The following is a 25778-nucleotide window of genomic DNA, read 5'->3' as shown; positions in this document are numbered from 1 at the left end:
CCATGACCCATTGGCTGGAGATGTTCGTCCACTGGAGTGCCGGGTTCGGCCTGAACTACGGCTTTTTGTTGGATGCCTATCAACGTGGAACCCTGGCGCAGGGCGCGCTGACCACGGTGCAGCTGTGTCTGTTGACCATCGTCGGCAGCCTGCTGGCCGGCCTTGGCCTGGCCACGATGCTGAGCTCTGACAAGCCGTGGCTGGCGGTTACCGCGCGGGCCTTTGTCGAGGTCACCCGCAATACGCCCACCCTGGTGCAACTGTATTGCGCGTTCCTGGTGCTGAACATGCTGCTGACCCAGGCGGTCGGCGCGGCCAATCCGCTGACGCCGTTTGCCTGGGTGGTGATGGTGATCTCCCTGCACAAGGGGGCGTTCCACGCCGAAGCGTTACGCGCGGGCATCGAGGCGGTGCCGCCGGTAACCTTGGAAGCCGCCAGTTCGCTGGCGTTCAGTCGTCGCCAGTTGATGTGGAATGTTCAGTTGCCGCTGGCCCTGCGCTTCGCCTTGCCGTCGCTGGTCAACAACCTGATCGATCTGGTGAAGATGACGGCGGTGGCGTCCGCCATTGCGGTGGGCGACATCACTTACGCAGCCATCATGATCTGGACCCAGAGCGACAACGTGCTGGAGTTGATGATCCTGATCCTGGCATTTTTCGGCCTGCTGAGCTTCACCGTCAATTTTGTGGGGCGCTACCTCGAAGTGCGCCTGAGGATGCCGGGCTATGGCCATTGAATCGTCCGCCGGTTCGCCGCTGGCCTCGCCGCTTCGCCATCCGGGCAAATGGCTGCTGGTGGTGGGCGCGCTGTGCTTGCTGCTGTATCTCATGCCGCGAGGCCCGCTGTTGGAGGCTTTGCTTCAATGGTCACCGGCCCTGATTGCGGGGTTCTGTCAGAACATCCTGATCAGCTTGCTGGCCATCGGCCTGGGCTCAGTGGTGGGCCTGCTGGTAGGCGCCATGGTGTTGTCGCCTCTTCGCGTGCTGCGTTGGCCGGCGCGGGTCTGGGTGCAGGCCTTTCGCAATGCGCCGTGGCTGGTACTGATTTACTTCACCACCTATGTATTCCCGTTCGAACTGCGTATCGGCAACGCCTACGTGCCATTTCCGGATTGGGTCAAGGTAACCCTTGGCCTGGCGTTGCCGGCCAGTGCCAACGTCGCGGAGATCTTGCGCGGAGCCATCGCCTCGATCCCGGGCACCCAATGGGAAGCCGCGCGTTCCCTGGCCTTCACCCGCGGGCAGATACTGCGCTCGATCATTCTGCCGCAGTGCTCCAAGCGCATGTTGCCGCCGTGGATGAACCTCTACGCGGTGATCACCATGGGCACCGCGCTGGCGTCCCTGGTGGGCGTGCATGACGTCATCGACACCGCGCAAATCGCCAGCAACACCGTGAACAACACCCGTTTCACCGTGGTGATCTATTTGAGCCTGCTGGTGTTGTTCTTTGCCTATTGCTACCCGATTTCCCGTCTCACCCGATCCCTGGAGCGACGTTATGCCTTCTACTGAAACCGTCGCCGAACCCTTGGTCAGTTTGCGCGACGTGCACCTGTCGTTTGGCAGCAACCCGGTGCTCAGGGGTGTCGACCTCGATGTTTACCGCGGCCAAGCGGTGTCGATAATTGGCCCCTCCGGTTCGGGCAAGTCTACGATCCTGCGGTGCATCACCGGTCTGTTGCAGCCCCAGAGGGGCGATATTCGCGTGGTCGGCACCGATGTGCACCGCCTGAGCCGGGAAGCCGAGCGCATCGAGCTGCGCAAGCGTGTGGGGTTCGTTTTCCAGCAATACAACCTGTTCCCGCATCTGTCGGTGCTGGAGAACCTGGTGATTGCGCCGCGCAAGGTGTTGGGGCACAGCCGCAGCGACGCGCAAGCAGACGCACGCGCACTGTTGGCCAAGGTGCGCATGGACCACAAGGCCGACGCTTATCCCGGCCAGCTCTCGGGTGGTCAACAGCAGCGGGTGGCGATTGCCCGTGCCTTGGCGATGCGCCCGGAGTTGATCCTGTTTGATGAAGTGACCTCGGCCCTGGACCCGGAAACGGTCGGCGAGGTGCTGACGGTGATTCGTGAGTTGACCGAGGAAGGCATGACTTGCGTGCTGGTCACCCATGAAATGCGCTTTGCCGAAGAGATCAGCGATGTCGTCTATTTCACCGAGAACGGTGTGATGGTCGAGCACGGCAGCGCTGGGCAAATTTTCCAGTACCCGACCAGCGAGCGTACCCGCGAGTTTCTGCGCCACGCCCTGGGCGAACCGGGGAGACGACCTTCCGTTGCCCCTGATCCTTATCTGCTGGCCAACCTGAGTCGCTACAGCCTGTCCGTTTAACCCTCCTGCGAAAAAAATGGAGCCTGCCTCATGAGTACGTTTGACCGTCCGGATGTCATCGAAGCCTTTTTGCAGAAAGTGCGTGTCATCCATGAACGAGGCGTCGACCGCGCCGCGCTGCAGGACATCGTGGCCTTGCTGGAAGAGCTGGCCGAGCGTCGCGACCTGTTCAACTTCGATGCCTTCCCGCCGCCGGTGGCGGGGCAGGGCAGCAGCGCCTTTCGGTATCGCCTCAACGATGATGGCGATACACCGACGCTCTATCTGAACTCGTTGTTGCCGGGCAAAAGCACGCTGCCTCACAACCATGAAACCTGGGCCGTCATCAGTGCGGTCGAGGGTCAGGAAATCAATTACGTCTATCAACGCGACGACGAAGGCCGTGAGCCGGGGTACACGACGTTGCACCTGGAAAAAGAGGTGGTGGTGCAGCCCGGCACGTCCATCGCGTTCCTGGGTGAGGACGTGCATGGCATCCGTGTGGAAGGCGAACATCCGACCTTGCATTTCCACCTGTATGGCCTGCCCCTGGAGTCGCTCAACGGCCGCTACGGCGTGGAGGCCGACGGGCGCATCCTCAACTACAACGCCTCGCAGATGGCGCCGTCGATCAAGGCTTACGCCAGCTGAGCTGATGGCCGGCACGAGCGCCCCTTTCATTTTCCAGTAGGACCTTCATGAGCCAGAGCCTAACGCCCGGGCAACTGCAGCAGTGGTTGTTCGATGGGCAGGAAATTGCCCTGTTTGATGTACGCGAGCACGGCCAGTATGGCGAAGCTCATCTGTTTTTTGCGGTGAACCTGCCCTACAGCCGCCTGGAGCTGGAGGTCCGGCGCCTGGCGCCAAACCTTATGGTTCGCCTGGTGGTTTACGACCAGGAGGGTGCAGGACTGGCTGCCCGCGCCGCTCAGCGCCTGGAAGCGCTGGGCTATGTCCATGTCCATACGCTGGAGGGCGGTGCCATTGGCTGGCAGGCTGCGGGGCACCAGCTGTTCGCCGGTGTGCACGTGCCGTCCAAGGCGTTCGGCGAGCGGGTGGAGGTGGTTCGTCACACGCCACGCATCACTGCGCGCCAACTGGCCCAATGGCAGGCCCAGGGCGATCCTCTGGTGATACTCGACGGCCGGCCGTTCGAGGAGTACCGCAAAATGACCATTCCCGGCTCGATCTGTTGCCCGAACGGTGAGCTGGGTTATCGCGTGCACGACCTGGTGCCCGACGAGCAGACACCGATCGTGGTCAATTGCGCCGGTCGAACCCGTAGCATCATCGGCGCCCAGACGTTGATCGACCTGGGCCTGAAAAACCCGGTCTATGCCTTGGAAAACGGCACCCAGGGCTGGTTCCTGGAAGACTTTCCGCTGGAGCATGGCAGCGATCGTCGCTATGGCGATGAGGTCTCGACCCAGACGCTCTCGGTGCAGCGCCTGGCGGCGGCGCGACTGGCCGAATGCGGCGGCGTGCAAACCGTCGATACGGCTCTGGTGGAGCAATGGGCACGGGATACCGGACGCAGTCTTTTCCTGTGCGACGTGCGCACCGCGGAGGAATTTGCCGCCGGCACGCTGCCAGGGGCCCAGCACACGCCCGGTGGGCAGTTGATTCAAGCCACCGACCTGTATGTGGGGGTGCGTCAGGCGCGGTTGGTGCTGTTCGACAGCGATGGCGTGCGGGCGCCGATCATCGCCAGTTGGCTGCGGCAGTTGGGGCATGAGGCGTGGGTACTGGCACACGGCGTGAGCAGTGGGCTGGCCTTGCCCGCGCCTGCCGTCCCCCTGCCTGCAAGCGTGCCCCCGATCAGCGTGCAAGCCCTGGCCGATGCGTTGAAGGACGATGCGGTCGCGTTGATTGATTTGCGCCCGAGCATGGCTTACCGAAAAGGACACATTGCCGGGGCACGCTGGGCGACCCGCTCAACGCTGACGGACGCAATGGAAGGTGAAAGGCGGCCATTGGTGCTGGTGGCGGATGACCCTCGCGTGGCCGCTTTGGCGGCGCAGGAACTGTTGGACGCGCAACCCCGGTTGCTGGATGGCGGTCCCGATGCCTGGCGTACGGCAGGCTTGGCCCTGCAAGAGGGCGCCGACACCCTGCCGGACGAGCAGTGCATCGATTTTCTGTTCTTCACTCACGACCGCCACTGCGGAAACAAAGCGGCGGCGCGGCAATACCTGGCCTGGGAAATCGGCTTGCTGGCGCAGATGAGTGAGCGTGAGATTGCCAGCCTCAAACCCTTGCAAACGCAGCCCCGACGCCCGTCGGACGGGCAGGTTCGCACGCGTCTGGCTCATGCGGCACGGCCTGGAAAGGGCGGCGGTGGAAGGCCGGTCAATGCACCGGTCAGCCGCTTGAGCACGGTGCTGTTCGACAACCTGGCACAGATGCGTGAGGTCCGTTCACGGCGCGACAGCGAGCGGGTATTGAGCTATGGCGCGCGGGGCAACCCCACGGCGTTCGCCCTGGAAGACCTCGTCACCGAACTGGAAGGCGGTTATCGCACCCGCTTGTTCGGCACGGGCCTGGCTGCCGTGGCGCAGACATTCCTGAGCTACCTGCGTCCTGGTGATCATGTGTTGATCACCGATGCGGTGTATTCGCCGGTGCGACGCGTGGCTCGGGAGTTTCTCCAGGCCTTCGGTGTGCAAGTCAGTTACTTTGCCCCCGACGGCAGCGATTTGCCTGGGCGGCTGCAACCCAACACCAAGATGGTCTACACCGAAGTGCCCGGTTCATTGCTGTATGAACTCTGCGATTTGCCGGCCATTGCCGCCTTGTGCAAGCCCAGGGGCATCCTGCTGGCGGTCGATAACACTTGGGGCTCGGGCATGCTCTATCGGCCACTGGCCCTGGGCGCCGACATTTCGATCATGGCCCTGACCAAATACTTGGGTGGCCACAGCGACGTGGTCATGGGCAGCGTCTGCACCCGCCAGGAAGCCTGGCCGGCGTTGGCCGCCATGAGCGATACCTTTGGCACCGCGGTCAGCCCGGACGATGCCTATCTGGTCCTGCGCGGCGCGCGCACCCTCGCGCAACGCCTGGAGGTGCACGAGCGGCAGGCGCTGGAGATTGCCCATTGGTTGCAGGCGCAGCCGCAGGTGAAACAGGTTTTTCATCCGGCCTTGGTCGACCACCCCGGACACGCGTTGTGGCGGCGCGATTTCAACGGCAGCAATGGTTTGCTGTCCTTTGAGCTTCGCGAAACCGACCCCGCGTACCTCGAGCGGTTTATCGATGCGCTCCAGGTGTTTGGCTTGGGCGCTTCCTGGGGCGGCTTTGAAAGCCTGGTAATGCTGGCCGATACCCGCAAGCGAGAGAGCGCAAGGGATCGCGCGATGAATCCGGTGGTACGGTTGCACGTGGGGCTGGAGGATGTCGAGGCATTGGTCGAGGATCTGCGACGAGGTTTTGCCCTGGCCCAGGCTTGATGGCGAGGGGTACCCACGGCGTCTCCCTCAAGGAACAAACGCCAACACACTGGCCGGCGAGCCAGATCCCGCCTCCAGGCGCAGCACGCCAATCACCAGCGTGCAGCCGGTGGCCGGTAGCTGGTCGAGCTGGGCCAGGCATTCGAGGATGATGCCACCGCGTTGCAACACCCCTCGATTGCTGGCGAACGTGGTTTCCTGGCCTGGGTCCACCCCATGGGTGTCGATGCCGATGCCGGCGATGGCGCGTTGCTCCAGCAGGAATCGGCTGGTGGCGGCGCCGACGCCCGGGAAGTGCGGGCCGTGCGCATCAACCTGGATGAAGCGTTGCGGATCCGCCCAGCGCGACTGCCAACCGGTGTGGAACAGCACCACGCAACCCTCCGGGATCCGGCCATGTGCCTGCTCCCAGCGCTCGATGTCCTGAATGCCGATGATGTAGTCGGATTCATCCCCCACACGGCTCGCCAGGTCCACCACCACGGCGGGCCGTACCAGGGATTCGGCGGTGTAGCCGTCGATGCCCATGGCGCCGGCGTCGAAACTGTTCGGCGCATTCATGTGGGTGGCGCTGTGCTCGCCCATGCTGAAACTGCGCAGGTGGTAACCGTCCTTTTCCAGCGAAGCCTCGGTCTTGAACACCACCGGTGGGTCATTGGGCCACAGCGCGATGTCGGGATGGATCGGGTGGCTGAGGTTGACGATTCGGTTGAAATGAATGCTGGGCATGGCGGGCGTCCTGTCTGGCGATTGCTGGCGATATTGTTGCAGCCAAACCTGTGTTGTCACCTCGATCCAGACGGGGATGGCATGGTGTTGTGGTGGTTGAATATCGCTACGACGCTTGTCGCTCATTTGTAACCTGATGTTGGGGTGCTGCGGCGCGCCTGTTTTCCCTGCCATCCCGGCGGACGACCGTCAGCCCGTCAGTCCAACCCTTCGCTGGTATTCGCCTACACTGAAAGGGTTATCTGACTTTCCTGTAGGCACAGGACGACTTCCCAGCCCAAGTCGCTTTCAGAACACGTTTAGTCGCCTGTGTGCTACCGCCCAGCGGCGGGAATGGCAAGCTGTGATGATGCCCCGGACCGAGTGCGCCAAAGACACTTGGCCGGTGAGCGAGAATGGCGACCGGATTTGCCACGCTACCGTGACGTGGGCCGGACGCCGCAGCCAAGACTCCGGACAGCTGCCGCCCGGCGGCAGTGTCGTTCGAGATGCCGAGGTACGTTTATGCCTGATGAGACGCTTCACCTGCCTTTGATTCAGAGTGTGTTGGCGCTTGAAAAGGACACCCCCGGTGCCTTGCTGCCCATCCTGCACGCCATCCAGGAAGGCTGCGGGTATGTGCCCGACGTCGCCGTCCCCGAAATCGCCCATGCCCTCAACCTCAGCCAGGCTGAAGTGCGTGGGGTGATCAGCTTCTACCACGATTTTCGTACCACGCCACCGGCCCGCCATACCTTGCGCCTGTGCCGCGCGGAGTCCTGCAAGAGCATGGGCGCCGAGGGCCTGGCCGCGCAATTGCGCGAACACCTGTCCCTGGACGACCACGGCACCAGTGCCGATGGCCGCATCAGCCTGCGGCCGGTCTATTGCCTGGGCGCCTGCGTCTGTTCGCCGGCCCTGGAACTGGACGGTGAGCTGCATGCACGCCTGACCCCGGAACGCCTGCGCCAACTGGTCAATGGTTGCCTGGAGGATGGCGCATGCTGACGCTCTGCATTGCTCGTGACTCGGTAGCCCGTGCCGTGGGCGCGGACAAGGTGGCCACAGCGCTGGCGGCGGAGGCCGAGCGCCGACAACAGCCGCTGGCGTTGCGACGTACCAGTTCCCGTGGCCTCTATTGGCTGGAGCCGCTGGTGGAGCTGGAACGCGATGGCGTCCGGCTGGGCTTCGGCCCGGTCACGCCGCAGGACGTGCCGAGCCTGCTGGATGCGCTGGCCGGCGACCCGAGCAGCCACCCGCTGGCCCTGGGGCCGGTGGAAGACATACCTTATCTCAAGAGCCAGCAGCGCCTGCTGTTCGCCCGTGCCGGCATCACCCAGCCCTTGTCCCTGGACGATTACCGTGCCCAGGGCGGCTTCCTCGGGCTGGCCCGCGCCGTCCAGATGGATAGCGGGGACGTGGTCGCCAGTGTCCTCGATTCCGGCTTGCGTGGTCGGGGCGGGGCGGCGTTCCCGGCGGGCATCAAGTGGCGCACCGTGCGCGAGGCCGTGGGGCCGCAGAAATACGTGGTGTGCAACGCCGACGAAGGCGACTCCGGAACGTTTGCCGACCGCATGTTGATGGAGGGCGATCCGTTCCTGTTGATCGAAGGCATGATCATTGCCGGCATCTCTGTCGGCGCCACCCTGGGCTACATCTATGTGCGTTCGGAATACCCGGACGCGGTCAGTACGCTGAACGACGCCCTGGGCATCGCTCGCGCCGCCGGCTACCTGGGCAAGGACGTGGCCGGCAGCGGTCGCACCTTCGAATTGGAAGTCCGGGTGGGGGCAGGGGCCTACATCTGCGGTGAAGAAACGTCGCTGCTGCAGTCGCTCGAAGGCAAGCGCGGCGAAGTGCGAGCGAAACCGCCGTTGCCCGCGCTGCAAGGCCTCTTCGGCCTGCCGACGCTGGTCCACAACGTGGTGACCCTGGCCTCGATACCGGTGATCCTGGAGAAGGGTGCGCAGTTCTATCGCGATTTTGGCATGGGCCGTTCCCTGGGCACGATGCCGTTCCAACTGGCCGGCAACGTCCGCCAGGGTGGTTTGGTCGAGCGCGCGTTCGGCCTGACCCTGCGGGAATTGGTGGAAGGCTACGGTGGCGGGACTGCCAGCGGTCGACCGTTGAAAGCCGCCCAGGTGGGCGGACCACTGGGGGCTTGGGTGCCACCTTCGCAATTCGATACCCCGCTGGACTACGAAGCCTTCGCCGCCATGGGCGCGATGCTTGGCCACGGCGGCGTGGTGGTGGCTGACGACAGCCTCGACATGGCCCAGATGGCCCGGTTCGCCCTGCAATTCTGTGCCGAAGAGTCCTGCGGTAAATGCACGCCTTGCCGGATCGGCTCCACCCGTGGGGTGGAGGTGGTCGATCGCTTGATCGCCAGTACCGATACCGCTGTTCGCCAGGAACAGGTGCTGTTGCTGCAAGACCTCTGCGACACCCTGCAATACGGCTCGCTCTGCGCCCTTGGCGGGATGACGTCCTACCCCGTGGCCAGCGCCCTCAAGTACTTCCCCGCCGACTTCGGTCTGGCGACCACGGAGGCCGACCAATGATCAACATCTTCGATCCCAGCAGCGATATCGACCTGGGTACCCCGGCGCGCGAAAGCGAGGTGCAGGTCAGCCTGACCATCGACGGACGTGAAATCAGCGTACCTTCCGGTACGTCGGTGATGCGCGCGGCGGCCTTGCTCGGCACCACCATTCCCAAACTCTGCGCCACCGACACCCTGGAAGCCTTTGGCTCCTGCCGCATGTGCCTGGTGGAGATCGAGGGCATGCGCGGTTATCCGGCGTCCTGTACCACGCCGGTGACCGAGGGCATGGTGGTCAGCACCCAGACGTCCAAGCTCGCCACGTTGCGCCGCAACGTCATGGAACTGTACATCTCCGACCACCCGCTGGACTGCCTGACATGTCCGGCCAATGGCAATTGCGAGTTGCAGACGGTGGCGGGGCAGGTGGGCCTGCGCGAAGTGCGCTATGGCTACGAGGGCGCCAACCATCTGAGCGATGCCAAGGATGTTTCCAACCCCTATTTCGACTACGACCCGAGCAAATGCATCGTGTGCAGCCGCTGCGTGCGGGCGTGCGAAGAGATCCAGGGCACTTTCGCGCTGACGATCAGCGGGCGTGGTTTCGACTCCCGGGTCGAAGCGGCCGGCGGTGAGAATTTCCTCGATTCCGAATGCGTGTCGTGCGGTGCGTGCGTGCAGGCCTGCCCGACAGCCACCCTGATCGACAAGAGTGTGGTGGAGATCGGCCAGCCGGAGCGCAGCGTCATCACCACCTGCGCCTATTGTGGCGTGGGCTGTTCCTTCCGTGCCGAGATGAAAGGCGAGCAACTGGTGCGCATGGTCCCGGACAAGAATGGCCAGGCCAACCACGGCCACTCCTGCGTCAAGGGCCGTTTCGCCTGGGGCTACGCGACTCACCCGGACCGCATCACCAAGCCGATGATCCGCAAGCACATCAACGACCCGTGGCAGGAAGTCAGCTGGGACGAGGCGGTGACGTATGCCGCCAGCGAATTGCGCCGTATCCAGCTCAAGTACGGGCGTGACTCCATCGGTGGCATCACCTCCAGCCGTTGCACCAACGAAGAAACCTACCTGGTGCAGAAGCTGGTGCGTACCGCATTCGGCAACAACAACGTCGACACCTGCGCCCGTGTTTGCCATTCGCCCACCGGTTATGGCCTCAAGCAAACCTTGGGCGAATCGGCCGGCACGCAGAATTTCGACTCGGTGATGAAGGCTGACGTGATCCTGGTGATGGGCGCCAACCCCACCGATGCGCACCCGGTCTTCGGTTCCCAGCTCAAGCGTCGTCTGCGCCAGGGCGCTCGGCTGATCGTCATCGACCCACGTCGCATCGACCTGGTGGATTCGCCCCACGCCCGTGCCGAGCTGCACCTGCAACTGCGTCCAGGGACCAACGTGGCCATGCTCAACGCGCTGGCCCATGTGATCGTCACTGAAGGTCTGGTTGACCAGCCGTTTGTCGCACAGCGCTGCGAGGCGGCCGATTTTGCCCGCTGGAGCGATTTCGTCAGCCTGCCAGAGAACGCGCCCGAGGTCTTGGAAGCGGTCTGCGGCGTCCCGGCCGAACAGATCCGCGCCGCCGCACGGCTCTACGCCACCGGTGGCAACGCTGCCATCTACTATGGCCTCGGCGTGACCGAGCACAGCCAGGGCAGCACCTCGGTGATGGGCATCGCCAACCTGGCCATGGCCACCGGCAACATCGGCCGCGAGGGCGTCGGGGTGAACCCGCTGCGTGGGCAGAACAACGTCCAGGGTTCCTGCGACATGGGCTCGTTCCCCCACGAGTTGCCGGGCTATCGGCACATTTCCAACGAAACGGTCCGCGCCGAGTTCGAGCAGGCCTGGAACGTGACCCTGCAACCCGATCCGGGCCTGCGCATCCCGAACATGTTCGAGGCCGCGTTGGATGGCACCTTCAAGGCGCTTTACTGCCAGGGCGAGGACATTGCCCAGAGCGACCCCAACACCCAGCACGTGACCGCGGCGCTGAGTGCCCTGGAATGCGTGATCGTCCAGGATATCTTCCTCAACGAAACGGCCAAGTTCGCCCACGTGTTCCTGCCGGGCAGTTCGTTCCTCGAGAAGGACGGTACCTTCACCAACGCCGAGCGACGCATCTCCCGGGTGCGCAAGGTCATGGACCCGCTGGCCGGCAAGGCTGACTGGGAGGCCACGATCGCCCTGGCCAATGCCTTGGGCTACAAGATGGACTACAGCCATCCTTCGCAGATCATGGATGAAATCGCCCGCCTGACACCGACCTTCACCCGCGTCAGCTACGCCGAGCTGGATCGTCACGGCAGCCTGCAATGGCCGTGCAACGATGCCGCGCCGGACGGGACGCCGACCATGCACATCGAGCAATTCGTGCGCGGCAAGGGTCGGTTCATGCTCACCGGGTATGTGCCCACCGAGGAAAAGGTCAACAATCGCTATCCATTGCTGCTGACCACCGGCCGTATCCTCAGCCAGTACAACGTCGGTGCCCAGACCCGGCGCACCGAGAACGTCGCCTGGCACGAGGAGGACCGCCTCGAAATCCACCCGACCGACGCTGAGAACCGTGGCATCGTCGATGGCGATTGGGTCGGCATCGGCAGCCGTGCCGGGCAGACCGTGCTGCGGGCGAAGGTGACCGAGCGCGTGGCGCCGGGCGTGGTTTACACCACGTTCCATTTCCCGGAATCGGGCGCTAACGTGATCACCACCGACAACTCCGACTGGGCCACCAACTGCCCGGAATACAAAGTGACGGCGGTGGAGATCGTGCGGGTCAGCCAGCCTTCGGAATGGCAGAAACGCTACCAGGCGTTCAGTGATGAACAAGGCCGCCTGCTGAGGGAACGCCGTCATGCCGAGAAAGCCGAGGTGCGCCGATGAGTTCTGACAACTTGATCAAGATGGCCAACCAGATTGGTCAGTACTTCGCCAGTGAACCGGACCCTGCGGTGGCGGTGCGTGGCGTGTACCAACACATCAAGAGCTTCTGGACGCCAGCCATGTGTCGCGACTTGACGGCCTGGCAAACGAAACATCCCGAGGCGGTCCTGCATCCGTTGGTATTGGCGGCATTGATGGAGTTTGAAAAAGCGGCCTAGGAAGCCAGCCCCGTCAGTCCGCAAAGCCCCGTGAGAGCACAGCTGACTGTGCACCCACGGGGCTTTTGCCTTTCGGTTATTGGTTATTGACGGTGACGTAGGGGTCCCACGTGTTGGTCGGGCCAATCTGGTTCAGGTTGCGGTCCAGCAGCACGAAGTAGATTTGGTACCAGAGCTTTCCCGGGCTCAATGCAGTGGACTGCCAGAAGGTATAGGTCACATCGGTCTTGGAGATACCACCAGGGGCACCGTTGTCCAGATAAGGCACGGGGATGCCGGGGATATTGAAGGGTGTCGGTTTCGAAATCGTGCCCTTGTAATCACCGCCCTGGTGCGGGTTGCCGATCTCGACGTCCTTGATCAACGCGATGCGGTCGAAATTGCGCGACAGCGTGGTGGCTCGCCAGCGAATGATGTCACCGGGATTTACATCGAACCACAACTCGTTACCGCCTTCGCCTTCGCCGCTGGTGATGTTGGCATGGCTGTCGACGGCACTGCGGGTTACCAGCATGGCAATTGCGCCGCCTACGTCGCCGGGGTGGGCGAGCAGGTAATCGGCATCAACGTTGACGAGCACGTCAATGGTTTGGGTTGCTCCAGACATGTTTATCGCTCCTTGATCGAACAGCATTGACGACCTCACCCTCAAAGGGCGTCCGGGCCACCCGGTCCCTGGGTGTGGTCTCGGGGAGGAACGATAGGTGATGGCTTTGTAGTGTCAAATTTCCAATTCTTGACGCCGACCAAGCACAGCGAAACGCAGCGCTGGTAGGGCTTTGATTAGGCAACGGGGTGGGCAATCGCTTAGGTGATCACGAGTATTTTCCCGGCACCATGAGTGGGCGAAAGCGGACAGCCAATGTCATCGATAGCCTGGTTTCCATCGAAAGTCGCTCCGGCCATGGCGCGATTATTGGCGTCAAGTTATCTACGTTGCGCTTATAGAATGGCTGTCCTACTCTCCGTGGCAAGGCAATATGCCAGCAGCGATCAGGAGAAAGGGATGCTCGCCGAAAACGCACCGGTTCACGTTGCAACCGCCTTGTGTTCTGCCTCTCGGGCTCGACTCGCGTTGGCCTGTATATTCTCGTTCTTCATCGCCGGCTGCGCCGTTCCCACAGGGACCGCGCAACTGTTCAAGGTACAACCCGCTCGTCCTGAGGCGGACCTCGAAAAATTCGAGGCGGCTACCGATCTTCGGACCAAATGGCAACAAGCCGAGCGGGCCCAGGCTGACCTGGTGAGTAAAAAAGCACCGCAGGCCGACCTCGACAGAGCCAACGCGCAAACGCAGTTGGCGAAAAAGAACTTCGAGGACGCTATTGGCGTATTGAAGACCGAGCGCCTAAGTATTGATGGCGATGTTTTGAGCGGTGATAAAGCAGAGGCCATTCGTAAACCCGACAGCAATGGCAATGGCGGCGATGTCTTCGCGGTCTATTTGACGGATGCCTATTTCAAGTACCTCAAGGATGTAGGTGGGGTGAATGAAGTGGTGATCGTCGTCGAGTTCACCGAAGTCGGCGGCGAAGACAAAAGCGCAACCGTGACCAAGGTTCTCGGCCCTTATCTTGGGGTGGCGGACAACTCCAAGCCACCGCTGTTGAGTAAGTTGCTCTACGGACCTAAAAAGCTTGAGTCCGATCATTTATCGATGAAGTTGACCGTGTTGGAGTATGACCAGGGCGAGAATGAGGACACCGCTGCATTTCTTGATTTCATTGGTTCGGCCAGCAAGACCCTGTCACTGGCGAATCCTATAACGGCTGCCGAACAGGTGTTTGCCAAGGAAGTGGCCAAGAGTCTGCTGGCCCTCAACAAAGACGACGTGGTCATGCAGATCGACATGGACATGTTGGCCGGGCCTGATGATGGAGCAGGCGAGGGTAACGGTTCGGTGTTGACGCTCCAGCCTGGCAACTATGTGCTGATCAACCAGGAGCGTTGCGCCCCCACCAACTGCTACTTCTATTTGACTGGGCGAGGTAACAAGGAAAATCCATTGGCGTGGTTGGGGGACTCGTTGATGCTGGTGCCGACCGCCATGCGCCGTGGCTGGACCGACACACCGGACAGGGCTTCCTTGGACGACATCAAGCCTGACGAGATCGACTACCTTCATCACAGTCTGCGCAACAGCGGCAAAAACGATCCATTTACCGACAAGACCTGGTTATCCCTGGCGATCCGCAAGGGCGGTGATGATGCCCTCTGGGGACGACGGCGTGCATTGATCGAGGCAGAGAAAGCCGTCCAGTACATCAATAAGCAGGAAACCAGTGCAGTGCTGAAGAATGCCGACTATGAGCGTGCCAGGACCGCCCTGGACGCTGCGCAACTCGCTGAGCAGGAAAGACGAAGCGGCATGACCTTCGTCTCGCCTTTGAATGCCAAGGGCGAGTTTGCGCCGACCGCGAAGGGCACTTCGTTTTGTCTGACCCACGCCAAGCCTGTCAGCCAGCCCGTCTATTCGGTGTATCAGCTACAGGACGGTATCAAGCCCAAGCCCATACCAGGCGTTGTCCTCGACAAGAGCTCCACGTCCAGTTTGTCGTGTTTCACCTATGCCGCAGGGGCATTGGTCGCTGGCAACTATCAGTTGGTCATGACGATGCCGGGAGACATGATTCCAGTGACCCAGACTTCGACTTTTGTGGTGCAGCCATAGGGCTGCAGCGGCTTACGGACTTCCATGTGAATCTCTCCATGCCATTGGCTCAGCGGACATTCAGGTCCAGTGTTCCGGCGTGGTGCTACCGCAAATCCCGAAAAAACGCCCTGATGTCCTCGGCCAATAACTGCGGCTGTTCCAACGCCGCAAAATGCCCGCCCTTCGGCATCACGCTCCAGCGTTTCACATCGCAGCAACGTTCCACCCAACTGCGGGGCGGCATGGGCAGTTCCTTGGGAAACACCGCCACGCCGACCGCAGGTCTCACCCGCTCCTCATGGCCGAACGCGAGCGGTCGCTTGCTGCCTTCCACGTACTGCCGGAACGACGAGCCGATGCAGTTCGTCAGCCAGTACAGCGTGACGTTGGTCAGCAGCCAATCGTGATCAATGGCCGGGCGGGTGTCGCACCAGGACAGGATCTTCTCGCCCATCCAGGCCAGCAAACCGGCCGGCGAGTCATTCAGGCCTACCGCAAGGCTTTGGGGTTTGGTGCGTTGGATATGCCCGTAGGCGCCTTCGGCATCGGCAAAAGCAGCGGCGTGTTGCAGGAAGGCGGTTTCGACTTCGGTCAGCGGTGGCTCGGTTTCGCCAAGGGGTGGGCGGTAGGAAGCCGGGATGTAATTGAGATGGATACCCTTCACCCGCTCGGGAAACCGCACGCCGAGCCAGGTCGAAACCCCCGCGCCGATGTCTCCGCCCTGGGCACCGAAGCGCTCATAACCCAACCCGCTCATCAACTCGCCCCACAAACGGGCCACTTCGTAAGGGCCGTTGCCGGGTTGCTGGAATGGCGCAGAAAAGGTGTAGCCGGGCAGGGACGGCACGACCACATCGAAGGCGTCCGCCGGGTCACCGCCATGACTGGCCGGGTCGGTCAACAGCGGGATGATGTGCTGCATCTCGGTAAAGGAACCGGGCCAGCCGTGGGTCAGGATCAACGGCATGGGGGCCGGGCCCACACCGCGTTGATGAATGAAGTGAACGCGCTGGCCGTCGACATCGGCGACAAACTGCGGCAGGCGATTGAGCGCCGCTTCCTTGGCGCGCCAGTCGAAGGTTGTCGACCAATAGGCGAGCAGGTCGCGTAGCACGTTGATGTCCATGCCCTCAGTCCAGCCTTGCCCGGCCAGCGGCTCTGGGAGCCGCGCATTCAACAGGCGATGCCGCAGGTCCGCCAGCGCGTCTTCGGGGATGTCGATGGAAAACGGTTTGATGTGCATGGGGTCTTTCGTCCTGATCAAGGTGCAGCCAGAAAGAGACGAGCATTTTGTGCGTGCTTGAACATCGCGGGCAAGCTTGTCTGCCGGCTCCCACAGGTCTTGCTGGTGCATGCAAAGGCTGCGCGCACCCCCAAATCCTGTGTGGGAGCGGGCTTGCCCGCGAAAGCGGAGTGTCAGCCAAGAGGATGTTGAATGTACCGACGTCTTCGCGGGCAAGCCCGCTCTCACAGGTCTTGCTGGTGTATGCAAAGGCTGCGTACACCCAAATCCTGGGTGGGAGCGGGCTTGCCCGCGAAAGCGGAGTGTCTGTCATGAAGATGCTGAATGTGCCGCCGTCTTCGCGGGCAAGCCCGCTCCCACAGGTCTTGCTGGTGTATGCAAAGGCTGCGTACACCCCCAATCCTCTGTGGGAGCGGGCTTGCCCGCGAAAGCGGAGTGTCAGCCAAGAGGATGTTGAATGTACCGACGTCTTCGCGGGCAAGCCCGCTCCCACAGGTCTTGGTGGTGTATGCGAAGGCGGCGTACACACCCAATCCTCTGTGGGAGCGGGCAGGGTGGGTTTCGGCGAGATTTTCGGAAGCGTTTCGTTCGCTCATTCGCTGTTGAGCACCCGACGCCCGCACCGGTTTTGTGATCTATAGTTTCTCCAGTCAATCGTTTTGCCCGAACGCCGCAAGGAACACGCCGGTTCAACGCAGGGAGCGCATCATGTCGTTTCAACGGCCAGATGGACTGAGGTTGGCCTCCGGTATCGCCAGGTCCGCGGAGACGGTCTCCCAGGCCATGGGCCGCGTCTTGCGGCGTGGGCTCGGTCATGCCAAGGAGGCCTATGTCCTGTTTCCGCTGCTGGCGGTTTTCCTGTTGTTGGCCATCTGGCTGACGACGCTGTACCTCATCACCAGCGAACTGACCCGGGCGCGGCATAACGCGGCGGCAGTCAGCCTGGAAGTCAGCGCGACCTATGAAGCCCAGATGCTGCGGGCGGTCCATGAAATCGACCAGACCCTCAAGCTCGTCAAGTACACCTACGAGGCCGAAGGCCAGCGCAACCCGCTGCCCAGGCTGAAGGAGCGGGCATTGTTGCCGCCGTCGCTGTTGTTTGACGTAAGCGTGATCGACGCCGATGCCAGGTTGGTGGCCAGCACCCGGGCCAACGAAACGGAAGTGGTCGACGACGCGGACGACCTGCGCACGTTGCGGCGCGACGACACGCTATTGATCAGCCGCCCCTGGAGAAACCCGCTCAACGGCGAATGGCGGTTGCGCTTCAGCCGGCGCCTCAGTTCGGCCGATGGCGGGTTCGCGGGGGTCGCCAGGGTCGAGGTTGACGCGAACTATTTTGTCAGCAGCTACGATGCCTCGAAGCTCGGCGAGCAGGGCGTCTTCGGGTTGCTGGGCACCGACGGCGTGTTCCGGGTGCGGCGCACCGGGGAGACGGTGCAGGCCGGTGACACGGTGGATTACGCGGCGCTGGTGCCGGACACCGAGGACACCCAGGCGCTGCTGCTGACCAACGATTGGGACGGCGTACGCCGCTACACCAGCGCTCGGCAGCTCTATGACCTGCCGCTGGCGGTGATCGTCGGGTTGTCCGAGCAGGAGCAACTGGCGGCCGTCACCCAGCAAGCCCAAACCTATGTGTGGCGGGCCGCGGCCGGCAGTCTGGTGTTGATGTTCCTGGTGGTGTTGCTGAGCCGCATGAGCTGGCAACTGGCACAGAGTCGCTTGCGCACCGCTGAAGCCCAGACCCAGTTGGTGGCCGTCGCCCGCCAGGCCGGCATGGCCGAGATCGCCACCAACGTGCTGCACAACGTGGGCAACGTTCTCAACAGCGTCAACGTTTGCGCCGAGGTGCTGACGCAAAAACTGCGCACCAGTAAAGCCTTGGGCCTGGGCAAGGCGATGCAGTTGATGAACCAGCACACCGAGGACCTCGGCCATTTCATCTCGCAGGACGAGAAAGGCAGGTTGCTGCCCGGCTACCTGAACCAGGTGGTGGAGGCCTTGGCGGTCGAGCAGAAGAGCATGGCCGAAGAGCTTGAGCAGTTGACCAAGAGCATCGATCACATCAAGGAAGTCGTGGCGGCCCAACAATCGTATTCAGGCGCTTCCAGCCTGCGCGAGACCGTGCAGGTCCAGCAACTGATCGAGGATGCGTTACGCATGAACGCCGGCGTGCTCACGACCCGCCACGTCACGGTGCAGAAGGCGTTCACAGGCTTGCCGGCGGTTGAGTTGGACAAGCACCGGGTGCTGATGATCCTGGTCAACCTGATCAAGAATGCAGGCAACGCGATGGTCGACATGGCGGATCGGCCCCCGGTGATCACCTTGCAGGGCGAGCTGAACACGGAACAGACCTTGATAATCCGGGTGATCGACAATGGCGAGGGGATCGCCGAGGGCAACCTGACGCGCATCTTTGCCCACGGCTTCACCACCCGCAAGGATGGCCACGGTTTCGGCCTGCACAGTTGTGTGCTGGCCGCCATGGAGATGGGCGGGGCATTGAAGGTCCAGAGTGCCGGGCCGGGGCAGGGCGCCACCTTCACCCTGGAACTGCCCACTCGGCCTTCGGGCCCGACCGGCCGGGCATGAGCCGGGCGGGTGGCGGTTTGTCGACTACAATGTCGTTCGTGGCATCACCGAATGCCTACTGAGCCAACGTTACAAGGATTAGAACGCATGGTGGCAGTCTCCCCGGGCAATTGCGCAATCAATGTCGTTACACGTTCCAGGGCGCCAGCGAGCCTGGCTGAAATCTCCCTTGCCATAGGGCTGCACTGACCCATGACGCCACGACTCAACCCCCTGGCGTTGGCCGTGATGGCCCTGTACGCCTGCACCGCGCACGCCGCCGACGCCCAGGGCCCGACGTTTTCAGTGAGCAGCTTCGGCACGGTGGGGATGGTTCACTCCAACGAGAAAAACGCCGACTACACCTCCAGCATCTACAAGCCCAATGGTGCCGGGCACACCCGCGAATGGAGCTCCGATGTCGACAGCCTGATCGGTGCCCAGCTGACCGCCCGTTTCAACCCGCAGCTTTCTGCGGTGGTGCAGGTCATTTCGGAACAACGTTACGACAACAGTTACCGGCCCTCCCTGGAGTGGGCGAACTTCAAGTACCAGGTCACGCCGGATTTCAGCCTGCGCATCGGTCGCACGGTGCAGCCGGCCTTCCTGTTTTCCGACACTCGCAAGGTCGGCTACACGCTCCCCTGGGTACGGCCGCCGGGCGAGGTCTACAGCATGATCCCTGTGACCAGCACCGACGGCATGGATCTCAGCTACCGGCTGCACGTGGGCGATGTTGCCAACACGGTGCAGGGCAACGTGGGCCAGAGCACGGTGAAGATGCCCCACGGCACGGGTGAAACCCGCGCCCGGGAATCGTGGGGCGTTTCCAACCTGACCGAATACGGCGCCTTGACCACGCGCATCACCTTCCAGCAGACGCATTTGACCTACGAGCCCTTCAACCCGCTGTTCGATGATTTCCGGCAGTTCGGCGCGCAGGGCAACGACATTGCCGACCGCTATGACACCAAAGGCAAGCATTTCAACTTCGTCGGCGTGGGCGCCATCTACGATCCAGGCGACTGGTTCGTCATGGGCGAATGGGGGCATTTCAAAAGCCACGCGGCGTTTGGCGAGATGAGCGCCTGGTACGTCAGCAGCGGCTACAGGATCAATGCGTTCACACCCTATATCACCTATGCACGTTCCAAGACCCTGAGCGAAACGTCCGCCGAGGGGCTGGACACCTCGAACCTGCCGCCTGAGCTCGTGGGGCCGGCGGGTGAGCTCAACGGCGCGCTCAACGGCATCCTCGGCTCAGGCAGCCGCCAGCAGACCCTGTCCCTGGGCGTGCGCTGGGACTTCACCAAGAACATGGACGCCAAGCTGCAGTACGACCACACACGCCTTGGCAGCACCGCCACTGGACCGTTGACCAATTTCCAGCCGGACTTCGAGCCCGGTGGCTCGTTCAGCCTGCTCAGCGTCGCCGTGGATTTCGTGTTCTGATGGGCCCGATCATGCGCTTTCTCAAGCACACCGGGTGTGCGGTGGCAGGCGTCGTATTGTCCGCTGGCAGCACGCTGGCGATGGCCGAGGTGGTGGTGGTCGTTGCCAGTGCCAGCCCGGTGAAGACGCTGGCGGGCAGCCAGGTGGCGAATATCTTCCTGGGCAAGACCAATCGTTTTCCCGATGGCGGGCAGGCCGTTCCCATTGATTTGCCCGAGGGCTCGGCGATTCGCGACGAGTTTTACACCCGCTTCACCGGCAAGTCCGCCGCCCAGCTCAAGGCGCACTGGTCGAAGATCATTTTTACCGGTCGGGGCCAACCGCCGGAAACCCTTGGCAGCAGCGCGGAGGTGAAGAGGTATCTGGCCGGCCATCTCGACAGTGTCGGCTACATCGATGCGCGAGACGTGGACGACAGCGTCCGGGTGCTGCCGGCGGATCCGCCGTGAGGGCTAGGGGTGAGGCGCTTGCGCTTGCAGCAAGGCCTGGAACTGGTCGGCGGGCATCGGCTTGTTGAAGTAGAACCCCTGGAACTCATCGCAGGCGTTGTCCCGCAGGAAGTCGGCTTGCTCCTTGGTTTCCACGCCCTGGGCCACCACCGTCAGGCTGAGGCTGCGACCCATGGTGATGATGGCCTCGGTCAAGGCCCGGTCCTCCGATACCCGGGCCACGTCCCGGATGAACGAGCGGTCGATCTTGATGGCGTCGAGCGGGAACTGCTGCAGGGCCGAGAGCGATGAGTAGCCGACGCCGAAATCGTCGATGGCGATGCGCACGTTCAGTTGCTTGAGCCCGGTCAGGACCTGGAGGGCAGCCTTGACGTCCTGCATCAGCAGGCTCTCGGCGATCTCCAGTTCCAGCAGGTTGGCGTCCATGCCGGTCTCGGTCAGGACAGTGACAAGGTCGCTCAGCAGCGCGTCGTCGAAGAACTGTCGGGCCGTCAGGTTCACGGCCACGCACAACCGCGCCAGTCCCTGTTGTTGCCAGGCGACGTTTTGCAGGCAAGCCGTCCGCAGCACCCATTGACCGATGGACACGATCAGGCCCGTCTCTTCGGCCACCGGAATGAACTGCATAGGCGCCACCAGGCCAAGGTCGGGGTGTTCCCAGCGCAACAGCGCTTCCATGCCGGTGATCTGCCCGCTGCGGATGTCACGCTTGGCCTGGTAGTGAAGCCTGAACTCATCCCGTTCCAAGGCATGGCGCAAGCCCAGTTCGAGGGTTTGCCGCTCCAGTGATTCGGCGTTCAAGCGCTCGGAGTAGAACTGGAAGGTGTTCTTGCCCTGCTGCTTGGCCTGGTACATGGCGATGTCTGCGTTTTTCTTCAGGGTCTGTTCGTCCTGGCCGTCGCGGTCGTACAGGCTGATGCCAATGCTGGCGGTCACGCGAAACTCTTGCCCTTGCAGGTTGAAGGGCCTGGCAATCGCCCCGAGGATTTTCTGGGCGGTGGCCCCTACGTACTGTTCATCCGACAGCTGCGGCAGCAGGATCACGAATTCGTCGCCGCCCAGGCGGGCGACGATGTCGCTTTCGCGCAGACAGGTCTTGAGACGGTGGGCGACTTCTTGCAGCAACTGGTCGCCGGCATCGTGGCCGAGGGTGTCGTTGATCAGTTTGAAGCGGTCGAGGTCGAGGAACAGTACGGCCATCTGGCGTCGATAACGGCTGGCCTCGCGAATGTTCTGCACCAGCAGTTTGCTGAACAGGCTGCGGTTCGGCAGCGCGGTGAGGCCGTCGTGGTAGGCCAGGTATTCGACGCGTTCGGCGTAGGCGACCTTGGCTTCGGCAGCCTGCAGACGGCTTTGCGCCAATTGCCAGCTCATCCGGCTGAGCAGGCCCGCCAGGCAGATCAGCAGCAGGCTGGCTGCGGTGGCTCGATGCAAATAGACCTGGGCCTGGCGGGTCACGGCAAGCAGTTGTTCCTCTTCGGACAGCCCGACGATCACCGCCAGAGGAACGTCGTAGAGCTGGCGGGCACTGGTGTAGCGGCGCACGCCGTCCCAATGGTTGACCAGCAGCAGCGCCTGGGTGTCCTCGGTGTCTGGCACCAGCGCTGCGTAGTCGACCGTATCGCCCGCCAGCAGGGTATCGCCGGTGCGCCGGACCCGGAACACCCCGTCGGTGCCCAGCAGCCCGAGTACCCCTTGGACGCCAAGTTTCGAGGGGTCATAGCTGCTGACGAAGTAGGCCGCATCCACCTCGACGCGGGCCATCCCCGAGAGCGTGCCCTGCGGCCCATCGAGGCGCCGGCTGAAGCGCAATCGCCATTCTCCGGTGCGCGGGTCTTTCCAGGGACGGCTGACCAGCAGCGTGTCGTTGTGCCGTAGCGTGCGCAGTTCTTGCCGGTCATTGCCATGGCTGGTGTCGTTGGCGCGGGTGCTGGCGACCAGTTGGGCGTCGGCGTCGACCACGCTCACGTCGAACAACAGGGCCGGCGGCAACAGCGCTCGCTCCCTGAGCCCGGTGAGTGGGTTGTGCTCGCCTTGCGCCTCGTAGGCGTACTTGACGAGCTTGAGGGTCTGGTCGATTTCACGCACCGCGCGCAGCATCTGGGCCTCATAGGTGGCGCTGATTTCCAGGCTCAATGTCGCGGCGTTGCGCTGGGCGCGGGTTTGTTCGACCTGGATGAGATAGAGGGTGGCGGACCAGAGGGCGATCAGCAGGAGCAGCGCCAGCAGCGGCAGCAGGACGTAGGCTTCCCTTATGCGGTCGAGGCCATGTCGAAAGAGCCGGGCTGGGGGACGGGGCGATGCATCGGTGGCGACACCGCGAGCCTGCCTCAGTCCACTCGTCCGTTGGATCGACATGATGTGCTCCGTGCGTTGTACCGGCATTCCAGGTTAGCGGACATCCGCCGGGGAAGAGACGGATGGCCGAAGCTCCCGATTGCGTCCATGCGAAAAGGTGTATCAACGGGTTCGCTGGAAACTATAGACCAAAAAATGCCCTTGGCCTGTGCCGTGCCACGCGGTGGCGACGGCGTCGGGGCCATCGCCAGTCCCGGCTCAGCGTCGTCCGGTGCGGGTGCTCACGTCGACCCACACCGCCAGCACCAGGATGCTGCCCTTGACGATCATCTGCCAGTAACTGTCGACGTCGAGCATCGACATGCCGTTGTCCAGGCTGGTGATGACCAGCGCGCCGAGGAGGGCGCCGTAGACCGTGCCGGAGCCGCCGCGCATCGAAGTGCCACCGATGAAGCAGGCGGCGATGGCATCGAGCTCGCCCATGTTGCCGGCCGAGGGCGAACCCGCTGCCAGGCGCGCGGTGTTGACCACGCCGGCCAGGGCGCACATCACCCCCATGATGCCGAAGATCCACAGTTTCACTGCTTGCACGTTGATACCCGACAGGCGCGTGGCTTCCATGTTGCTGCCCACCGAATACACCCGCCGGCCAAACACGGTCTGGCTGGTGACGTAGCTGAACACGCCGAGCAGCACCAGCAAAAGCAGCACCGGCACCGGGATGCCGTCGTAACTGTTGAGGGTGTAGACGAAGCCGGCCAGCACCGCGCCGATCAGCACCACCCGCAGCACGTCGCGTACCAACGAGTGCGCCGCCAGGCCATGCAAAGCTCGATTGCGCCGCTGTTTCCAGGTCAGGAACAGGGTCAGGGCGAACAGCACCACGCCCAGCCCGGTGCCCACGGCGTGCGGCAGATAGCCCTGGCCGACGTAGACCAGCTCCGGCGACACCGGGGCGATGGTGGTCCCGCCGGTGACCCCCAGCAGGATCCCGCGAAAGGCAAGCATGCCGCCCAGGCCGACGATGAACGAGGGGATGCGCAGGTAAGCGGTCATGTAGCCGTTGCCCAGGCCGATCACCAGGCCACACAGGGCGACCAGGCTCAGGTTCGCCAGCAGCGGGATGTGATAGACCACATCGAGGATCGCCGCGAGCCCACCCAGCAGCCCCAGCAAGGACCCCACCGACAGGTCGATCTCGCCGCTGATGATCACCAGCACCATGCCGCAGGCCAGGATCCCGGTGATGGACATTTGCCGCAGCAGGTTGGAAAGGTTGCGCGGGGTCAGGAAGCCGCCCTCGGTCTGCCAGCTGAAGAACAGCCAGATCATCGCCACGGCGATCACCAGCGCGAGCATTTTGTAGCGGGAGAACAGTTGTTTGACCTGATTCATCTACGCGGACTTCCGATCATTATTGTGATGGCCATCGGGGTGGCTGAGCGCGGCGGCGAGCACCTGTTCCTGGGTCAGTTCGTGGTTGATGAAGTTGCCGCGCAACTGGCCTTCGCCGATCACCAGCACCCGGTCGGACACCCCCAGCACCTCGGCCAGTTCCGAGGAGACCATGATGATCGACACGCCGTCGGCCGCCAGCGCGCCCATCAGCTTGTAGATCTCATACTTGGCGCCGACGTCCACCCCGCGGGTCGGTTCATCGAGGATCAACACCCGGGGCTGGGCCAGGAGCATTTTCGCCAGCACGGCTTTTTGCTGGTTGCCGCCCGACAGGCTGGTGATTGGCAGGAACGGGCTCGCGGTCTTGAGGTGCATGCGCGCGATTTCCTTGTCGATGCTGCCCAGCTCGGCCTCGGCATCGATGCGGGTCAGGCGTGAATAAGTGTCCAGCACGGCCAGGGTGATGTTCTGGCCCACGCCCAGGTCCGGGATGATGCCCTGGCGCTTGCGGTCTTCGGGGACCATGCACAGGCCGGCGCGGATCGCCTTGAGCGGGGTGCGCGTATCGATCGGCTGGCCGTCGAGCCAGACTTCGCCTTCGTGGCGGCCGGGGTAGGCGCCGAACAGCGCCGACACCAGCTCCGTGCGGCCGGCGCCGACCAGCCCGGCGATGCCGAGGATTTCCCCACGCTTGAGCACGAACGAGATGTCGTCGACCCGTTTGCGCCTGGGGTTGTCGATGTCGTAGCAGGTGATGTGGCGCGCCTCGAAGATCACCTCGCCCACCTCATGGGGTTCGGTGGGGTAGAGGTTGCTCATTTCTCGCCCGACCATCTGGGTGATGATCTTCGGGATGTCCATGTCGGCCATGGCGGTCGTGGCGATGTGCTTGCCGTCGCGGATCACCGAAATCGTGTCGCACACGGCGGCCACTTCGTCGAGCTTGTGGGAGATGTACACGCAGGCGACGCCCTTGGCCTTGAGGTCGCGGATGATGTCCAGCAATACCTCGATTTCCGAGCGGGTCAGGGCCGAGGAGGGCTCGTCGAGGATCAGCAGGCGCGCCTGCTTGTTCAGGGCCTTGGCGATTTCCACCAGTTGCTGGTAGCCGCCGCCGTACTGGGACACCGGCAGCGAGACGTTCATGTCCGGCACCTTGAGCTCACGCATCAGGGCTTCGGCGCGATGGATCATGGCCGGGTAATTCATGCGCCCGCCGGGCAGGGTCAGCTCGTGGCCCATGAAGATGTTTTCGGCCACCGACAGGTCGGGGACCAGGGTCAGCTCCTGGTGGATGATGACGATCCCGGCGGCTTCGGTGTCGCTGATCGATTGCGCCTTGAGCGGCTGGCCGTCCCAGAGGATTTCGCCCTCCCAGGTGCCATGGGGGTAGACCGCCGACAGGACTTTCATCAGCGTGGATTTGCCCGCGCCGTTCTCGCCGCACAGGCCGACGCACTCACCGGGCCGGACCTTGATATCGATGCCGTTCAGGGCCTTGACACCGTCAAAGGTCTTGACGATGCCGTTCATTTGCAGCAGGTAATCGGACATGGCAAGGACTCACACATAATCAGTGGCT

The 25778-nt window shown here is 62.9% G+C and carries 19 protein-coding genes; 13 read left to right on the top strand and 6 right to left on the bottom strand.

All coding sequences use genetic code 11. The annotated features are described in order from the left end of the window. Positions 1 to 2: 2 nt before the first annotated feature. From VM99_00360 to VM99_00340, 5 genes are read left to right on the top strand one after another with little or no spacing between them, the layout of a single operon-like run. A complete protein-coding gene (locus tag VM99_00360; GenBank protein AKJ96583.1) occupies positions 3 to 737 on the top strand; it encodes an amino acid ABC transporter in 735 nt (244 codons plus the stop codon). Next, complete coding sequence (locus VM99_00355; GenBank protein AKJ96582.1) at positions 727 to 1515, top strand: amino acid ABC transporter; 789 nt, start codon at positions 727 to 729, stop codon at positions 1513 to 1515. Before VM99_00360 ends, VM99_00355 begins: the two co-directional genes overlap by 11 nt. Then, entirely contained in the window at positions 1502 to 2338 is an 837-nt protein-coding gene (locus VM99_00350; protein ID AKJ96581.1) for a phosphate ABC transporter ATP-binding protein, read from the top strand. The genes VM99_00355 and VM99_00350 overlap by 14 nt, the downstream gene beginning before the upstream one ends. A 30-nt stretch (positions 2339 to 2368) precedes the next feature. Next, positions 2369 to 2968 (top strand): cysteine dioxygenase, encoded by a 600-nt coding sequence (locus VM99_00345; GenBank protein ID AKJ96580.1) that lies wholly within the window; start codon positions 2369 to 2371, stop codon positions 2966 to 2968. 47 nt (positions 2969 to 3015) lie between these two features. Beyond that, positions 3016 to 5766, top strand: coding sequence for a sulfurtransferase (locus VM99_00340; protein AKJ96579.1), 2751 nt, complete (start codon positions 3016 to 3018; stop codon positions 5764 to 5766). A gap of 27 nt (positions 5767 to 5793) precedes the next feature. Here the strand turns inward: VM99_00340 and VM99_00335 are convergent, their stop codons facing one another. Next, positions 5794 to 6495 carry a cyclase gene (locus VM99_00335; GenBank protein ID AKJ96578.1) on the bottom strand — a complete coding sequence of 234 codons (702 nt, stop codon included), beginning with the start codon at positions 6493 to 6495 and terminating at the stop codon, positions 5794 to 5796. Positions 6496 to 6999: 504 nt separating this feature from the next. Between VM99_00335 and VM99_00330 the strand changes: the two genes are divergently transcribed. Genes VM99_00330 through VM99_00315 form a run of 4 tightly spaced genes read left to right on the top strand, consistent with a single transcriptional unit; the run spans position 7000 to position 12126 of the window. Further along, positions 7000 to 7482 carry a formate dehydrogenase gene (locus VM99_00330; protein ID AKJ96577.1) on the top strand — a complete coding sequence of 161 codons (483 nt, stop codon included), beginning with the start codon at positions 7000 to 7002 and terminating at the stop codon, positions 7480 to 7482. Next, positions 7476 to 9035: a formate dehydrogenase gene (locus VM99_00325; protein AKJ96576.1), complete on the top strand. Its 1560-nt coding sequence runs from the start codon at positions 7476 to 7478 to the stop codon at positions 9033 to 9035. Before VM99_00330 ends, VM99_00325 begins: the two co-directional genes overlap by 7 nt. Beyond that, entirely contained in the window at positions 9032 to 11908 is a 2877-nt protein-coding gene (locus VM99_00320; GenBank protein AKJ96575.1) for a formate dehydrogenase, read from the top strand. Before VM99_00325 ends, VM99_00320 begins: the two co-directional genes overlap by 4 nt. Then, positions 11905 to 12126, top strand: a complete 222-nt coding sequence (locus VM99_00315) for a formate dehydrogenase (protein AKJ96574.1) — start codon at positions 11905 to 11907, stop codon at positions 12124 to 12126. The genes VM99_00320 and VM99_00315 overlap by 4 nt, the downstream gene beginning before the upstream one ends. A 76-nt stretch (positions 12127 to 12202) precedes the next feature. Here the strand turns inward: VM99_00315 and VM99_00310 are convergent, their stop codons facing one another. After that, entirely contained in the window at positions 12203 to 12733 is a 531-nt protein-coding gene (locus tag VM99_00310) for a nematocidal protein (protein AKJ96573.1), read from the bottom strand. 399 nt (positions 12734 to 13132) lie between these two features. Here VM99_00310 and VM99_00305 point away from each other — a divergent pair, with 399 nt between their 5' ends. Further along, a complete protein-coding gene (locus tag VM99_00305; protein AKJ96572.1) occupies positions 13133 to 14797 on the top strand; it encodes a hypothetical protein in 1665 nt (554 codons plus the stop codon). 85 nt (positions 14798 to 14882) lie between these two features. On the opposite strand, the gene VM99_00300 is transcribed toward VM99_00305, so the two are convergent. Beyond that, positions 14883 to 16022: a multidrug MFS transporter gene (locus VM99_00300; GenBank protein AKJ96571.1), complete on the bottom strand. Its 1140-nt coding sequence runs from the start codon at positions 16020 to 16022 to the stop codon at positions 14883 to 14885. Positions 16023 to 16730: 708 nt separating this feature from the next. Here VM99_00300 and VM99_00295 point away from each other — a divergent pair. The 3 genes from VM99_00295 to VM99_00285 all read left to right on the top strand — a co-directional run bounded on the left by VM99_00295 (position 16731) and on the right by VM99_00285 (position 20500). Next, positions 16731 to 18620: a histidine kinase gene (locus VM99_00295; GenBank protein AKJ96570.1), complete on the top strand. Its 1890-nt coding sequence runs from the start codon at positions 16731 to 16733 to the stop codon at positions 18618 to 18620. A gap of 192 nt (positions 18621 to 18812) precedes the next feature. Beyond that, positions 18813 to 20051 (top strand): hypothetical protein, encoded by a 1239-nt coding sequence (locus tag VM99_00290; protein AKJ96569.1) that lies wholly within the window; start codon positions 18813 to 18815, stop codon positions 20049 to 20051. A gap of 11 nt (positions 20052 to 20062) precedes the next feature. Continuing rightward, positions 20063 to 20500: an ABC-type phosphate transport system, periplasmic component gene (locus VM99_00285; GenBank protein ID AKK01644.1), complete on the top strand. Its 438-nt coding sequence runs from the start codon at positions 20063 to 20065 to the stop codon at positions 20498 to 20500. 3 nt (positions 20501 to 20503) lie between these two features. Here the strand turns inward: VM99_00285 and VM99_00280 are convergent, their stop codons facing one another. The 3 genes from VM99_00280 to VM99_00270 all read right to left on the bottom strand — a co-directional run bounded on the left by VM99_00280 (position 20504) and on the right by VM99_00270 (position 25750). Next, complete coding sequence (locus tag VM99_00280; protein ID AKJ96568.1) at positions 20504 to 22858, bottom strand: diguanylate cyclase; 2355 nt, start codon at positions 22856 to 22858, stop codon at positions 20504 to 20506. Positions 22859 to 23056: 198 nt separating this feature from the next. After that, positions 23057 to 24193, bottom strand: coding sequence for a D-xylose ABC transporter permease (locus VM99_00275; GenBank protein AKJ96567.1), 1137 nt, complete (start codon positions 24191 to 24193; stop codon positions 23057 to 23059). Further along, positions 24194 to 25750: a xylose transporter gene (locus tag VM99_00270; GenBank protein AKJ96566.1), complete on the bottom strand. Its 1557-nt coding sequence runs from the start codon at positions 25748 to 25750 to the stop codon at positions 24194 to 24196. Positions 25751 to 25778: the final 28 nt, after the last annotated feature.

Source organism: Pseudomonas chlororaphis, from assembly GCA_001023535.1.
In the GTDB taxonomy this organism is placed as follows: Bacteria; Pseudomonadota; Gammaproteobacteria; order Pseudomonadales; family Pseudomonadaceae; genus Aquipseudomonas; species Aquipseudomonas chlororaphis_E.
Note: the sequence above shows the minus strand (reverse complement) of the source record. Positions and strands in the feature narration are given on the sequence as shown.

Excerpts from the sequence above, each read along its gene's own strand:
- VM99_00285 (AKK01644.1), top strand. The coding sequence starts at position 20,063 with ATGCGCTTTCTCAAGCACACCGGGTGTGCGGTGGCAGGCGTCGTATTG.
- VM99_00295 (AKJ96570.1), top strand. The coding sequence starts at position 16,731 with ATGTCGTTTCAACGGCCAGATGGACTGAGGTTGGCCTCCGGTATCGCC.
- VM99_00275 (AKJ96567.1), bottom strand. The coding sequence starts at position 24,193 with ATGAATCAGGTCAAACAACTGTTCTCCCGCTACAAAATGCTCGCGCTG.
- VM99_00330 (AKJ96577.1), top strand. The coding sequence starts at position 7,000 with ATGCCTGATGAGACGCTTCACCTGCCTTTGATTCAGAGTGTGTTGGCG.
- VM99_00345 (AKJ96580.1), top strand. The coding sequence starts at position 2,369 with ATGAGTACGTTTGACCGTCCGGATGTCATCGAAGCCTTTTTGCAGAAA.
- VM99_00270 (AKJ96566.1), bottom strand. The coding sequence starts at position 25,750 with ATGTCCGATTACCTGCTGCAAATGAACGGCATCGTCAAGACCTTTGAC.
- VM99_00360 (AKJ96583.1), top strand. The coding sequence starts at position 3 with ATGACCCATTGGCTGGAGATGTTCGTCCACTGGAGTGCCGGGTTCGGC.
- VM99_00280 (AKJ96568.1), bottom strand. The coding sequence starts at position 22,858 with ATGTCGATCCAACGGACGAGTGGACTGAGGCAGGCTCGCGGTGTCGCC.
- VM99_00350 (AKJ96581.1), top strand. The coding sequence starts at position 1,502 with ATGCCTTCTACTGAAACCGTCGCCGAACCCTTGGTCAGTTTGCGCGAC.
- VM99_00320 (AKJ96575.1), top strand. The coding sequence starts at position 9,032 with ATGATCAACATCTTCGATCCCAGCAGCGATATCGACCTGGGTACCCCG.
- VM99_00335 (AKJ96578.1), bottom strand. The coding sequence starts at position 6,495 with ATGCCCAGCATTCATTTCAACCGAATCGTCAACCTCAGCCACCCGATC.
- VM99_00315 (AKJ96574.1), top strand. The coding sequence starts at position 11,905 with ATGAGTTCTGACAACTTGATCAAGATGGCCAACCAGATTGGTCAGTAC.
- VM99_00310 (AKJ96573.1), bottom strand. The coding sequence starts at position 12,733 with ATGTCTGGAGCAACCCAAACCATTGACGTGCTCGTCAACGTTGATGCC.
- VM99_00290 (AKJ96569.1), top strand. The coding sequence starts at position 18,813 with ATGACGCCACGACTCAACCCCCTGGCGTTGGCCGTGATGGCCCTGTAC.
- VM99_00300 (AKJ96571.1), bottom strand. The coding sequence starts at position 16,022 with ATGCACATCAAACCGTTTTCCATCGACATCCCCGAAGACGCGCTGGCG.
- VM99_00305 (AKJ96572.1), top strand. The coding sequence starts at position 13,133 with ATGCTCGCCGAAAACGCACCGGTTCACGTTGCAACCGCCTTGTGTTCT.
- VM99_00325 (AKJ96576.1), top strand. The coding sequence starts at position 7,476 with ATGCTGACGCTCTGCATTGCTCGTGACTCGGTAGCCCGTGCCGTGGGC.
- VM99_00340 (AKJ96579.1), top strand. The coding sequence starts at position 3,016 with ATGAGCCAGAGCCTAACGCCCGGGCAACTGCAGCAGTGGTTGTTCGAT.
- VM99_00355 (AKJ96582.1), top strand. The coding sequence starts at position 727 with ATGGCCATTGAATCGTCCGCCGGTTCGCCGCTGGCCTCGCCGCTTCGC.